The sequence below is a fragment of the Alcanivorax sp. S6407 genome (assembly GCF_023016115.1).
Classification (GTDB): domain Bacteria; phylum Pseudomonadota; class Gammaproteobacteria; order Pseudomonadales; family Alcanivoracaceae; genus Alcanivorax.
On sequence record NZ_JALKBH010000001.1, the window covers coordinates 391,541 to 405,781 of the forward strand.

The 14,241-nt window shown below is 56.3% G+C and carries 11 protein-coding genes and 3 tRNA genes; all 14 read left to right on the forward strand.

Annotated features, from left to right (window positions below):
* Window positions 1-47 precede the first annotated feature (47 nt).
* A complete protein-coding gene (gene uvrC / locus MWU49_RS01780; protein WP_246967334.1) occupies window positions 48-1,871 on the forward strand; it encodes an excinuclease ABC subunit UvrC in 1,824 nt (607 codons plus the stop codon).
* Between the two features lie 144 nt (window positions 1,872-2,015).
* The gene (pgsA, locus tag MWU49_RS01785) at window positions 2,016-2,621 is read left to right on the forward strand and encodes a CDP-diacylglycerol--glycerol-3-phosphate 3-phosphatidyltransferase (protein WP_246967337.1); all 606 of its coding nucleotides are present in this window, start codon (window positions 2,016-2,018) and stop codon (window positions 2,619-2,621) included.
* A 113-nt stretch (window positions 2,622-2,734) separates the two neighbouring features.
* Window positions 2,735-2,810, forward strand: a tRNA-Gly gene (locus MWU49_RS01790).
* Between the two features lie 53 nt (window positions 2,811-2,863).
* A tRNA-Cys gene (locus tag MWU49_RS01795) sits at window positions 2,864-2,937 on the forward strand.
* 144 nt (window positions 2,938-3,081) lie between these two features.
* Window positions 3,082-3,168: transfer RNA gene (locus MWU49_RS01800), tRNA-Leu, on the forward strand.
* Window positions 3,169-3,579: 411 nt separating this feature from the next.
* Complete coding sequence (locus MWU49_RS01805; RefSeq protein WP_246967341.1) at window positions 3,580-7,257, forward strand: response regulator; 3,678 nt, start codon at window positions 3,580-3,582, stop codon at window positions 7,255-7,257.
* Between the two features lie 21 nt (window positions 7,258-7,278).
* Window positions 7,279-8,139, forward strand: coding sequence for a protein-glutamate O-methyltransferase CheR (locus tag MWU49_RS01810; RefSeq protein WP_246967344.1), 861 nt, complete (start codon window positions 7,279-7,281; stop codon window positions 8,137-8,139).
* A 19-nt stretch (window positions 8,140-8,158) separates the two neighbouring features.
* Window positions 8,159-8,644 (forward strand): response regulator, encoded by a 486-nt coding sequence (locus MWU49_RS01815; protein ID WP_246967347.1) that lies wholly within the window; start codon window positions 8,159-8,161, stop codon window positions 8,642-8,644.
* A gap of 8 nt (window positions 8,645-8,652) precedes the next feature.
* Window positions 8,653-9,225, forward strand: a complete 573-nt coding sequence (locus tag MWU49_RS01820; RefSeq protein WP_246967351.1) for a chemotaxis protein CheB — start codon at window positions 8,653-8,655, stop codon at window positions 9,223-9,225.
* 4 nt (window positions 9,226-9,229) lie between these two features.
* Window positions 9,230-10,366: a response regulator gene (locus MWU49_RS01825; protein ID WP_246967354.1), complete on the forward strand. Its 1,137-nt coding sequence runs from the start codon at window positions 9,230-9,232 to the stop codon at window positions 10,364-10,366.
* Window positions 10,367-10,368: 2 nt separating this feature from the next.
* Window positions 10,369-11,871, forward strand: coding sequence for a type II secretion system ATPase GspE (gene gspE / locus MWU49_RS01830; RefSeq protein WP_246967357.1), 1,503 nt, complete (start codon window positions 10,369-10,371; stop codon window positions 11,869-11,871).
* 13 nt (window positions 11,872-11,884) lie between these two features.
* The gene (gene gspF, locus MWU49_RS01835) at window positions 11,885-13,105 is read left to right on the forward strand and encodes a type II secretion system inner membrane protein GspF (protein ID WP_246967360.1); all 1,221 of its coding nucleotides are present in this window, start codon (window positions 11,885-11,887) and stop codon (window positions 13,103-13,105) included.
* A gap of 3 nt (window positions 13,106-13,108) precedes the next feature.
* Window positions 13,109-13,543 (forward strand): type II secretion system major pseudopilin GspG, encoded by a 435-nt coding sequence (gene gspG / locus MWU49_RS01840; protein WP_246967363.1) that lies wholly within the window; start codon window positions 13,109-13,111, stop codon window positions 13,541-13,543.
* 2 nt (window positions 13,544-13,545) lie between these two features.
* Window positions 13,546-14,241, forward strand: coding sequence for a prepilin-type N-terminal cleavage/methylation domain-containing protein (locus tag MWU49_RS01845; protein WP_246967366.1), 696 nt, complete (start codon window positions 13,546-13,548; stop codon window positions 14,239-14,241).

Genomic DNA, 14,241 nt, shown 5'->3' on the forward strand with positions numbered 1-14,241 from the left:
CCTCCCTTCTGCCTGCTATACTGACGGGCCTGACTGGGAGACGCTTCTTGCCTGAGTTTGACCACAAACACTTTCTTGATCACTGCGCCCGCAAACCTGGTGTCTACCGGATGCTCAATGGCGAGGGTGATGTCCTCTACGTGGGCAAGGCGCGTAACCTGCAGGCCCGTCTGAGCAGTTATTTCCAGAAAAATGTGGCCAGCGTGAAGACACGCGCACTGGTGGCACGCATTGCCGATGTGCAGACCACGGTGACCAGCAGCGAGGCCGAAGCCTTGTTGCTGGAGCAGTCGCTGATCAAGACACTGCGTCCGCCTTACAACATTCTTCTGCGTGACGACAAAAGCTATCCGTATATCCGCATCACCAGCTCCGATACCTTTCCACGGATCACGTTTCACCGGGGTACCCGCCGCAAGGGAAGTCACTATTTCGGTCCTTATCCCAGTGGTGGGGCAGTACGAGAGGCCATCTCGCTGGTAGAGAAGGTGTTCCAGGTGAGGAACTGTAGCGACAGCTATTTTCGTAACCGTACCCGGCCTTGTCTTCAGCACCAGATCCAGCGATGTACGGCGCCCTGTGTGGGGTTGGTCTCAGCAGAGAAATACGCAGAACAGGTAAAATTGGCGCGGGACTTTCTGGATGGCCGAAGTCGGGATGTGGTTGAGCACCTGAGCCGGCAGATGGAAGAGGCCTCCCGCAACCTGGAATTTGAAGAAGCGGCCATCCTCAGAGACAAGCTGGCAGCGATCCAGTCTGTGCAGCAAAAACAATACGCAGAAACCGGCCAGGGCGACCTGGATATCGTCGCCATTGAAGGCCGCCATGGCCTCTCCGTGGTGGACGTGCTGATGATTCGGGGTGGGCGCATCCTGGGGCATCGCACCTTCCGGCCGGATACCCGAGGCGAGGAAGATCTGTGCGAGATTCTTGAAGCCTTTCTCAGCCAGTACTATCTGGGGGACCGGGAAGACCCGGTGGATCCCCCCGAGATTTTGCTCAGTCATGAGATTGTTGGCAATGAGCCCTTGCAGCAGGCTCTGACCAGCCAGTGGGGCAAGAAGGTCAGGGTGGCCTGGCGAGTGCGTGGCGATCGTGCCGCCTGGGTGAACATGGCAAAAGCCAACGCGACCCAGTCCCTGGCTACTGAACTGGCCGCCCGCGAGCATATGGAGAAGCGCTTCCTGGCACTGGAAGACTTGCTGCAGAGTGGCTCTCCGGTGCGCTGGATCGAATGCTTTGACATTAGCCATACTCAGGGCGAGAAAGCGGTTGCCTCCTGCGTGGTATTCGACCAGCAGGGCGCACGCAAGCCGGATTACCGGCATTTCAATGTGAGTCCGCCACAGGCCGGTGATGACTACGCCGCTCTGGAAGAAGCCATCCGCCGCCGTTATCAGCGTGTCCTGAATGAAGAGGGGCGATTGCCCGATTTGCTGTTGATCGATGGCGGCAAGGGGCAGCTACAGCGAGGCTGGGAGGTCATGGGGGAGCTTGGCTTGCAGGGGCGCATGCAGGTCATGGGGATCGGCAAGGGGCCCAGTCGGCGGCCGGGCTTCGAGGTGCTCTACCTGCCGGATGGTCGTGAGATCACCCCGGGGCCGTCCCATTCGGCCCTGCACCTGTTGCAGCAGGTTCGTGATGAAGCGCACCGGTTTGCCTTGACCGGCCACCGCGCCCGGCGTGGCAAGGCGCGCAAAACATCATCGCTGGATGAAATTCCCGGCATCGGTCCCAAGCGCAGAAAGGCGCTGCTGACCCATTTCGGGGGGCTTAAACAGTTGAAAAATGCCTCCGCGGCAGAACTGGCCCGGGTGCCCGGCATCAACGCGCAGATGGCAGAAACCCTGTACGACTGGTTTCATCAATAGCGGCTGCAGGCGGGTGTCAAACGCGCCGGAACGTTTTATGCAGGGGCCAACTAACGGCAATTGTCGGGCAACCGGCAAAAACGTCCATGAGTCCGGGCAGGGATTTCGCTATACTGTCCGCTTACTTGAATAGCGGTAGGTGTTATGCAGAAGAATCACCCGGTACTGAATTTGCCCAATATCCTGACCCTGATCCGGGTCGTGGCAATCCCCGTACTGGTGGTGGTGTTCTACCTGCCGTTCAAGTGGAGCGACATGGTTGCGGCCGGTCTGTTCCTGGCCGCCGGCATCACTGATTGGCTGGATGGCTATCTGGCTCGCAAGCTCAATCAGACCAGCCCATTTGGTGCCTTCCTTGATCCGGTGGCTGACAAGTTGATCGTCGGCGTCGCTTTGGTGGTGCTGGTGCAGGTGCATGCCACCGCCTGGTTGGCGGTGCCCGCCATGGTGATTGTGTCGCGGGAGATTACTGTTTCCGCCCTGCGTGAGTGGATGGCCGAGCTGGGGCAGCGTGCCAAGGTGGCGGTGAGCCAGCTCGGCAAGATCAAGACCGTGACCCAGATGACCGCCATCACCTTGCTGCTGGCACAGAAACCCGAGTTTGATCTGTTGGGTGATATCATCATGACCCCCTGGCTCTGGCTGAGCTATGGGCTGCTTTATCTGGCAACGGCGCTCACTTTGTGGTCAATGATGTCTTATCTGCGGGCTGCAGCTCCGCAATTGCTCAAAAGTCAGTCAAAGTCCTGAAATATCAGAAAAAATACCGTGTTGCGGGTTGACACCCGGAGGGTGATGAGTAGAATTCTTTCCCGCAACGAAGCACAGTTTGCGGTCAGCAATGCGGTCGCTTCAGCAACAATGCGGGAATAGCTCAGTTGGTAGAGCACGACCTTGCCAAGGTCGGGGTCGCGAGTTCGAATCTCGTTTCCCGCTCCAGATTTCAAAAAAACCTCGGCTCAACCGAGGTTTTTTCTTGTAAGCAGTTTAAAGGCGCGGTGGCAGAGTGGTTATGCAGCGGACTGCAACTCCGTGTACGCCGGTTCGATTCCGACCCGCGCCTCCAATTACCTATCCGTATGCCGCCGACAGGTGGCTACATCGGTAGAATCAACAAGCGTCATGCTGCCCCTGTGCAGTGAAGGGATAATAACCAAGGGCGTCCCAGCCAAGTCATTATGCTCTTTTGATGCGCCGCACAATGTGTTTCGCGGGTATGGTGAAATTGGTAGACACAACAGACTTAAAATCTGTCGGCCAGTAGGCCATGCCGGTTCAAGTCCGGCTACCCGCACCATCTTTTCCTTTTCCCTGTCCGCATTTGCCTCTCCGGCGCACATTCCTGTGACTGTGATCTGTTAAATGAGATTCAATAAGGTCCTGCTTGCATTGGAGGGGTGGGGCGATATTGCCAGGTCTCCTCTTGGGCGTGGTGAAATGGCGCAGCCACACTATTTGCCTGCTTTCTGATCGACTTCGTTGTTTCCCCCACGGGCAAACACGGGGCTTCAGCCAAGCATTATTTCAATTTCTGTCCATCCGTCGCCCGCTTGTCATCAAATATCAGCAAAATCAACGGGATGGTAAATCCTGTTAAGGCGGTTTATTGCCGTTGTTAGTGCCTTTCTGTTAGCCTCACACTTTAGTCTTAGTCCCGTATCCGCGGGCATCAGAACAACAAGGCCGGCAAGGCTTGAGGGACAACAGAATGAACTGGTTTCAGAACCTGTCTGTCAGGTTGAAGATTCTGTCAGTGGCAGGGCTGGGTATTGCGCTCTTCGTGGTCTATGCGGCCTACAGTTATTACATCGCCGAAACGAATATCCACCATCTCGAACGGATCGAGGATCAGGATTTTCCGGTTCTTGAGCTGGTCAATGCCAATAACGTGGATTTCATCGCCATTGGCGAGTCGTTCATTGCTGCCATTACCCAGGCTGATCCGGACTTGCTGGAGGAGGCTCTGGAGCGTGCCGACAAGTTTGGTGATCGGCTCGAAGATATTCGTCGTACCGACCCGGAGCTGTCTGCCAGCATCAGTGAGCTGAAAGATAGCTTCGAAGACTATATTGATGCGGCTAACAGTCTGGCCCGTGGGCTTATTGATGAATCCGGGGCGGATGAGGATCTTTATCAGCGTATCACCCATGTTCGCGAGCTGCAGACCGGATACGAAGAGGCCCAGAAAGCTTTTGAGAACCAGCGTTATGAGGCCTTCCGCGCCACTCTCAACAAGAGCCGAAACGATAACCAGGGCACCCAGAAGATCGGTCTTTTCCTGGGACTGGTGGCGTTTTCTGCTCTGGCACTGATTGCCCTGCGGGTGACTCGTGCGATTACCTTGCCGCTGGAGGGCGCGGTAACCGCGGCAGACAATATTGCTGATGGCAAGTGGGACACCGAGATCGAATCCACTGGTCGTGATGAAACCGGCCAATTGTTGCTGGCGATCCGCAAGATGCGAGACGCCCTGGTGAAGCGGCACCAGGAAGATCGGCGCCAGGAAACCGTCAAGAATCACCTTGCCGAGCTCAATAATCGCATGCGCGGTGAACTGAACTATGAACAGCTGGGCAACAACATGCTTAGCTTCCTGGTGCCGGTGCTGGAAGCCCAGGTCGGGGCTTTTTATAGCTTCAACCCGGACACCCAGCGCCTGTCTCTGAGCAGTTCCTATGCCATGCAGCGCCGCAAGCATCTGGCCAACGACTTCGCACTGGGTGAATCCCTGGTCGGCCAATGCGCGCTGGAGCGCAAGACCATTCTTCTCGAGCAGGTTCCCGAGGGTTACATCAGCATCGGTTCGGGAACTGGCGCCGGTGAGGCTCGAAACGTTGTCGTCATGCCGATCATTCATGAGGAAGAGCTGAAAGGGGTGCTGGAAATTGGCGCCTTCCGCCAGTTTTCCGATGATGACCTGTCATTCCTGGATCAGTCTTCTGAGGTGATTGCCATCTCGGTCAGCAGTGCGCTCAGCCGTATGCGTCTTGGGGAAATGCTTGAGCAGACCCGTGAGCAGGCCATTGAGCTGGAGAAGCAGAAAGAGGAAATGGCCCAGGTCAATAATGATCTGGAAGCTCAGGCCATGGAGCTGTCCGCGTCCGAGTCCCGTCTGCAGCAGCAACAGGAAGAACTGAAGGCGATTAACGAAGAGCTGGAGTCACAGACTCAGGCGCTGCGCGCCTCCGAGGAAAGTCTGCAGGCACAGCAGGAAGAGCTGCGGGTGACCAACGAGGAGCTGGAAGCCCAGGCCCGTCTGCTGACAGAGCAGAAATCGGAAATGGCGCAGAAGAACGACGAGCTTGAACAGCTGCATCACGAGCTGGAAGAAAAGCTTCGCGAACTGGAGCTGTCATCCAAGTACAAGTCCGAGTTCCTCTCCACCATGAGCCACGAGCTGCGGACTCCGTTGAACTCGATCCTGATTCTTTCCAATGCCCTGGGTCAGAACAAGAAGGGCAACCTCGAAGAGAAGCAGGTAGAACACGCGCAGGTTATCCATTCTGCCGGTTCCGACTTGCTCAGCCTGATCAACGATATTCTGGATATTTCCAAGATCGAAGAAGGCAAGATGGACGTGGTCATCGACGATTTGTCACCCAACGAGCTGGGTGACCACTTCCGTCGTCACTTCTCTCATGTGGCAGAAAACCGCGGCCTGGATTTCCACGTCAATGTGGGCGAAGACGTGCCTGAACACTTCTATACAGACCGCCAGCGCCTCGAACAGATCATCAAGAACCTGCTTTCCAATGCGCTGAAGTTTACCGAGCAGGGCTCGGTGACGCTGAGCATTGTGCGTCCGGATGAGAAAGACGTGTTGCCCCGTCAGCTGACCGCAGACAAGACCGTGAAACTGGCTGTCACTGACACTGGTGCCGGGATTCCTGAAGAAAAACAGAAACTGATCTTCGAGGCTTTCCAGCAGGCTGATGGCACCACCAGCCGTAAATACGGGGGTACTGGCCTTGGCCTGACCATTTCCCGCGAACTGGCGCGACTGCTGGGCGGTGAAATCGGGTTGACCAGTGAAGGCGAAGGCAAGGGTTCCACCTTTTTCCTGTATCTGCCGGAAGGTTCAGCGGATGCCATGGAAATCCTCGATCAGGGTGGTGAAGCCCGTATCGACGATATCGGCAGCAATGCCGAAGCGCACACCGCTGCCATGGTGCCGCAGCAGGTCGAAGATGATGATTTCGTGGTCCGCGAGAAGACCGTATTGATCGTCGAGGATGACGAAGAATTCGGTGGCGTTCTGATGGAACTGGCGGCGGACTATGGCCTGGAAGGCCATATCTGTCATGACGGTGAGGCAGGGCTTGAATATGCCAGCCATTATCGGCCCAGTGCCATCATTCTGGATATCGGCCTGCCCGGTATCGATGGCTGGGAAGTGATGGAGAAGCTCAAGGCGGATCCGCGCACCAAGGATATTCCGGTGCACTTCCTGTCCGGCCGTGATGAGCGCAAGAAAGCCCTGGATCTGGGGGCGCTGGACCTGCTCACCAAGCCGGTGAATCAGGAAGACATCCTGTCTGCCTTCGCCAAGATCGAGGGCGCCATCGAGACCAATGTGCGGCGCCTGCTGGTGGTGGAAGACAGTGAAATCCAGCACGAGAGTATTCGTGAACTGTTTGACCAGAAAGGGGTGGAGATCACTGCGGCCACCAGCGGTCAGGAGGCTCTCGAGGCACTGCGTAACACGGTGTTCGACTGCATGATTCTCGATCTGACCCTGCCGGACATGAGTGGCTTCGAGCTGCTGGAAATTATCAATAATGACGATAATTACGACAGTGTTCCGGTGGTGATCTACACCGGTAAGGATCTGACCCGTGATGAGGAAGCGAAGCTGCGCAAGTACGCTGATCGCATCATCCTCAAGACCGAGCGTTCCCATGAGCGTCTGCTCAACGAAGCGTCCCTGTTCCTGCACTGGCTGGAATCCACCTTGCCGGGAGACAAGGCCAAGGCGCCCAAGGAAACGTCCATTGAGCATCGCGATGATATTTTCGAAGGAAAGCAGCTGCTCCTGGTAGACGATGACATGCGCAATATTTATGCGCTGTCTGCCCAGCTGGAAGAGCTGGGCTTTGAAATCACCATCGCCAATAATGGTAAGGAAGCGTTGACCGCTCTGGATGAAAACCCCGAGATGGACATCGTTCTCATGGATATCATGATGCCGGAAATGGATGGCTATGAAGCCATGGGGCATATCCGCGACCAAGCCCGCTTCAAGAAATTGCCGATGCTGGCACTCACGGCCAAGGCCATGAAGGACGACAGGGCGAAATGTATTGAGGCCGGGGCAAATGATTACTGCTCCAAACCCATTGATATGGCCAAGCTGACATCGTTGATGCGTGTCTGGCTGCATAAATAACAAGAAGCCCGGAGAAGGTGAATGGCGGAGTCATTTCCGATAGATGATGAAGAGATCGATGTTGAAGACATCGAGATCCGCTTGCTGCTGGAAGCCATCTTCCAGATGTACGGGTACGACTTCCGCTCTTACAGCAAGGCATCCATCCGTCGGCGCATCATGCACCGGATGGGGATGTCGAATTTTTCCAGCATCATGGAAATGACGGACAAGGTGCTCAGGGATCGTCGATTTTTCGTGACCTTGCTCAATGACCTGACCGTCAATGTGACCGAGATGTACCGGGATCCCGAGTTCTATCGGGCGTTCCGCGATGAAGTGGTGCCGGTACTGAAGACTTATCCTTTCATCAAGATCTGGCATGCCGGTTGTTCCACCGGGGAAGAAATCTACTCCATGGCCATTCTTCTTGAGGAAGAAGGTCTGTACGATCGTGCCATGATTTATGCCACAGACATCGACAAGAATGTCCTGGCCGCTGCCAAGAAGGGGATTTACTCCATCGAGGCGGTGAAGCAGTACGGAGATAATTATCGCAGGGCAGGGGGCAGACATTCGCTGTCTGATTACTTTACCGCCCGCTACGACAGCGTGATCATGGATCAGAGACTGAAGCGCAACATCGTCTTTGCAGATCATGATCTGGCCACGGATCAGGTTTTTGGGGAAATGCACGTCATCCTGTGCCGTAATGTGCTGATCTATTTTGATCGTGCATTGCAGGAAAGGGTGATCAGGCTCTTCGTGGATAGCCTGGATATGGGGGGGTACCTCTGTCTTGGCACCAAGGAAAGTCTCAAGTTTACCGGTCAGGAAGAGGCCTTTGACATGATCAACCCGTCGCTGAGAATCTTCCGCAAGCGACAGATCCGACACTCCTGATGATTATTAGAGAATTTTGATGATTGAGCAGAAGCTGCTGTTAGTCGACGATCAACCTGCGAACCTGGTGTCCCTTGAGGCGGTGCTGGAAGGTGAAGGGCGCACGCTGATCAAGGCTCATTCTGGCCAGGAGGCCCTCAAGGTGCTGCTCAAGGAGGACATCTCCCTGGTGCTTCTGGATGTACAGATGCCAGGCATGGACGGCTTTGAAGTGGCCGAGCTGATGCGTCAGCGCAAGGATACCCAGACTATCCCGATCATTTTTGTCACCGCTATCAGCAAGGAAAAGAAATACGTATTCAAGGGTTACCAGGCAGGTGCAGTGGATTATCTGTTCAAACCGCTGGATCCGCTCATTCTCAAAAGCAAGGTGGACTTCTTTCTCGGTCTGGATCGCCAACGCCGCGAATTGCAGGAAAAACTCAAGCAGGCACAGGCGCATCGAGCTGCCTATGAGGCCGGGAAGGCGAGTCGTGACGGAGGTGAAGGTAGCGGCGATTCGTGAGAGAGGACATGGGGCCGGTAAAGGCAGTGGTGATGGGAGCATCCTGGGGAGGCTTGAACGCCTACACCCAGATTCTTGCTGCCTTGCCTGCCAATTTCCCGGCCGCCATTCTGCTGGTTCAACACCAGCATCCCAGTTCTGAAAACCGGTTACCCTGGCTGCTGGGCCGCTACTGCAATTTGCCGGTGGTGGCGCCGGAAGACAAGGAGCCGATCCTCCCCGGTTATGTCTACGTGGCCCCCCCGGGGTATCACATGCTGGTTGACCAGGACGAGACGATTGCGTTTTCTGTTGCCAGACCTGTGCACTACTCCCGGCCATCAGTAGACGAACTGTTCTATTCTGCAGGAGCAGTTTACGGGGACCGACTGGCCGCAGTGATTCTCACTGGGGCCAATGACGATGGGGCGGCGGGGATAGAATATATTCACCGACGAGGGGGCTTCACCATTGCACAGTCCCCGGTCAGTTCAGAAGCACCCACGATGCCCGAAGCGGCGATAAGAACAGGTGCAGTTTCCAAGGTGCTCGATCTTGAACAGATTGGCCCTTATTTGGCGGAAAGGTTGCAGGGTAGTTAATGCAATGAAGCAGAATATACTGGTTGTGGACGACCATAAGGAAAACCTGATTGCTCTCGAAGCAATTCTGGAGGGGGACAGCCGCAATCTCGTCATGGCCCAATCTGGCAACGAGGCGTTGAACCTGGCGTTGAAGCATGATTTCGCGCTGGCACTGCTGGATGTGCAGATGCCGGACATGGACGGTTTTGAAGTCGCCGAACTGATGCGACAGAACAAGAAGACCCGCAATATCCCGATCATTTTTGTTACCGCCATTTCCAAAGAACAGAAATACGTATTCCGTGGCTATGAATGCGGCGCGGTGGACTATCTGTTCAAGCCTATCGATCAAAAAATACTTGAGGCCAAGGTTAACGTTTTTCTGGAGCTGGACATGCAGCGTCGCAAGCTGCAGAAGGCGGTAATCCAGATGAAGCGCCTCAAGGATGAAAACGAGCGCCTGTTGCATGCCCTCGGCGAGGCACTGGTGGGGGCCGATGCCCGTGGTCAGATCACCTTCTGTAACGAAGCCGCCTGCGCATTGATCAATCGTGACCGTGATGCGTTGGTGGGCCAGGACCTGTCAGGCCTGTTGTTCAATGATGATGCCGGCAAACAGCGCTGGCAATGGAAGGACAATCCCCTGCGCCTGGCCTGTGAAAAGGGGGAGGGCTGGAAAAACGAGCATCCCTTGTACGCCGATGACGGCAATGGTTTGGTCTCCCTTGCCCTGCGTGCCAATGCCATCATTGATGATGAAGGCAATTTCACCGGTGTGGTGGTAGTGGTGCGTCAGGCGGAAGACGAGAATGATGTCCGTGACAGCCGCAAGGACCACCGAAGACATCCGCGCAAGAAACTGTTTCGGGAAATGGTGGTGTTTGATCGCAGCACCGGTGGTAATGTGGGCCGCCTGATGAACATCAGTGTGGATGGCTTCAAGTTATTCTCGCGCCGTGACATTCCCCCGGGTGAACGTTTGCATATGGGGATGGTCCTTCCGGATCAGATCGCCGGTGTTAACACAATCAGCTTTGATGCCAAGTCCGTCTGGTGTGAAAATCTTGATGCTCCCGGGGAGTTTCAGGTCGGGTTCCAATTTGTGGACCTCAATGGGGTAACCCGGCAAGTGATTGAAAACCTGATGGATAAGTACTGAACATGACGGACCATGCGGAACACAGTGAAGCCCAGGCATTAGCCCCGTATTTACTGCCTTACGGGTTTGCGCGTCGCTTCGGCGTACTGCTGCGCGAGCGCGACGGCAGCAGGGAACTGTGCTATCGCAACGATGTGCCGGTTTCCGCGCTGGGTGAGGTACAACGGAAAATTGGCGCTTTGCCCCGTCTGGTCGCCATGGATGAGGCTGGTTTCACTGCCGCCATGGCGCTGGCCTATGAGCAGCAGCGTGGTGCTGCTGCAGAAGCAGCGGATGATCTGGAAGGACTGGATCTTGCCAGCCTTGCAGATTCCCTGCCGGAAACCTCGGATTTGCTGGAACAGGAGGATGATGCGCCTATCATTCGCCTGATCAATGCCCTGCTACAGGAGGCGATCCGCGAGGATGCTTCCGATATCCATATCGAAACCTTCGAGCGCAAACTGGTAGTACGGCTGCGTGTCGATGGAGTGCTGCGCGAAGTGCTCGCTCCCAAGCGTGAACTGGCTCCGCTACTGGTGTCTCGTATCAAGGTAATGGCCCGACTGGATATCGCTGAAAAGCGGATTCCCCAGGATGGCCGTATCTCGCTGCGAATCGGTGGCCGTGATGTGGATGTGCGGGTATCCACCATGCCGTCCAGTAATGGTGAGCGAGTGGTGTTGCGTCTGCTCGACAAGCAGGCTGGACGCCTGGATCTGGCCCACCTGGGCATGGAACAGGAAAACGACAAGATGATGCGTGAGCTGATCAGCAAGCCCCACGGCATCATTCTTGTGACTGGCCCCACCGGTTCCGGTAAAACCACCACCTTGTACGCCTCACTCACCGAACTGAATGACAGCTCCCGCAATATCCTTACCGTGGAAGATCCCATCGAATACCAACTGGAAGGAATCGGCCAGACCCAGGTGAACAGCAAGGTAGACATGACGTTCGCCCGTGGGCTGCGCGCCATTCTGCGTCAGGATCCGGACGTAGTGATGGTGGGGGAGATTCGTGATCTGGAGACCGCGGAAATTGCCGTACAGGCGTCGCTGACAGGTCACCTCGTATTGTCCACCTTGCATACCAATACCGCCGTCGGTGCGGTTACCCGCCTCCAGGACATGGGTATCGAACCCTTCCTGCTGTCCAGTTCCCTGTTGGGGGCATTGGCCCAACGTCTGGTGCGGGTGCTGTGCGACGACTGCAAGACTCCCTATCAGGCCTCAGCCAGTGAATTGCGCATGATGGGGCTGGCTGAAGACCAGCCCCGGACGCTGTATCATCCGAACGGCTGTGAGCACTGCAACAATCAAGGCTATCGCGGACGTACCGGGATCTATGAGCTGGTACTGATTGACGAGACCATGCGTCAGTTGATCCATGATCAGGCCGGTGAACTGGCCCTGACCAAACATGCGCGCACCCTGACCGGCAGCATCCGTGAAGATGGCTGGCGCAAGGTGACAGCGGGCCACACCAGTGTGGAAGAAGTGCTGCGCGTCACCCGCGAAGACTGACGGAATCTGACACATGCCAGCTTTCGAGTATCGCTCCCTCGATCACAAGGGGAAAATTCGCAAGGGCGCCATGGAGGCCGACAGTGCCCGCCAGGTGCGTCAGCAACTACGCGACAAGGGCTGGGTGCCCATTGAGGTCAACGAGACCCGTGACACGGAAAGCAGCGGTGGTATTCAGCTGTTCTCTGCTTCCGGCAAACTCAAGGGCGCCGAGCAGGCGCTGATCACCCGTCAGCTGGCAACCCTGCTGAAATCCGGTTTGCCCGTTGAGCAGGCGTTATCTGCGGTGGCCAAGCAGGCCGCCAATGATCGTATCGAGCGTATCATGTTGGCGGTGCGTGCCCGCGTACGCGAAGGTTACAGCCTTGCAAAGAGTTTCGAGTCCTTTCCGCGCGCTTTTCCCGAGATGTATCGTGCCACGGTGTCAGCCGGAGAGCAGAGCGGGCATCTGGAACAGGTTTTGGAACAGCTGGCAGATTATCTGGAAACCCGTCACGATACCGGCCGCAACGTTGCCCAGGCGATGATTTATCCTGCCTTTATCATGGTGTTCGCCTCCGTGGTCATCGGTCTGATGATGACGTTTGTGGTGCCCAAGCTGGTGGAAGTGTTCGAAGGCCGTGATCAGGCTCTGCCATTGTTGACTCGCATCGTCATGACGCTCAGTGATTTCACCCGTGACTGGGCCTGGCTGGTTATCCTGCTGCTGGCCATGGCAGTGGTGGTCTTCGCAAGGGCCATGGGCAACAGCAGCTTCCGTATGAGGGTGCACCAGCGCCTGGCAGCCATGCCGCTGGTAGGCACCATGCTGCGAGCTTCCGACAGTGCCCGTCTGGCCAGTACTCTGGGCATTTTGGGCCGTTCTGGAGTGCCACTGGTGGATGCGCTGTTCATTGCCGCCCAGGTGGTCGGGAACCTTGCGATCCGTGATGCCGTCAAACAGGCAGCGGTCAAGGTAAGGGAAGGTGGCAGCCTGAGCCGTGCCCTGGACGCCAGTGGCTACTTCCCGCCCATGCTGGTGCAGATGATTGCCAGTGGTGAGGCCAGTGGTGAGCTGGATCACATGCTCACTCGGGCAGCGGATTATCAGGAACGCGAACTTACCAGTACGGTGAATACCATGGTCGGGCTGCTGGGCCCCATCATGTTACTGGTAATGGCGGGGATTGTAGTGTTGATCGTTTTGTCGGTAATGATGCCGATCATGCAAATGAATAACATGCTAGGTGGATGAGCAATGAAGACCCTGAAACATCGAAAGGCCATGTCCGGTTTTACCCTGCTGGAAATCATGGTGGTAGTGGCGATTATCGGCCTGCTGGCAGCAGTGATTGTGCCTAACGTGATTGGCCAGGGTGAGGCAGCCAAGGTCGACCTGACCAAGGCCAACATGGGCAAGATCGTTCAGCAGCTGGACCTGTACAAGTTCAACAACGGCAGCTATCCGACCACGGAAGAGGGCCTCAATGGTCTGGTGGAGCGTCCTGCTTCTGCCAAAAAATGGCCGGAAGGTGGCTACCTGCCCAAGGTGCCCCAGGACCCCTGGAACAACGACTACGTCTACCTGAGCCCGGGTGTCGACGGCCCCTTCGATCTGCTTTCCCTGGGTGCCGATGGAGCTGAAGGTGGCGAGGGCAACGATGCCGACATCAACTGGCGCGACGTCCAGTAATCATGCCATCCCGGGCCCGACAGTCAGGCTTTACGCTACTGGAAATCCTGGTGGTGGTGATGCTGGTCGGGCTGCTCACGGCGGTGATTGCCGGGCAGGGCAACTGGACGCTCAGTGAAGACGGGCTGGATGAAGAGTCCGCCCGGCTTCGAGACACCCTAGAATTGCTCAACGAGCGCAGTCTTTTTTCCGGTCAGTTGCTTGCCCTGCGCCTGCGTGGCGATGGCTGGGTTCCGTTGGCCTATGACCGAAATGAGCAGGAATTTCTGCCACTCAATGATACTTCCCTGAAAGCGCGCCAGCTTGCTGCGAACTTGTCACTGGAGTGGCAGGTGGATGCCCTTGAGGATGACCAGGTCTCCCTCTCTGATGTGGCCGAGAACCTGGTCAAGGATGACATGATGGCCACCCCGGAAGGCCTGTCGACTCAGTCTGAAGACGAGAGGGAAGGCGACAGGGAAGGCGAGGAAGACGAAGAACGTGCCCCTGAACAATCCCGCAAGGAAGACAAGGAGCTGCCCCAGGTGTTTTTCTTCCCGAGTGGGGAGGTAACCCCGGTGACGGTCTCGTTGCTGTCCAATGATGACCTGGACCAGTTTCGCCGCTGGCAGGTGAGTGCGTTGGGGCAGGTCATCAACCCGGATGCGCTGGAAGAAGAAGCGGAAGAGCAGGGCACCCTCTTCGAGGAGGAGCGCTGA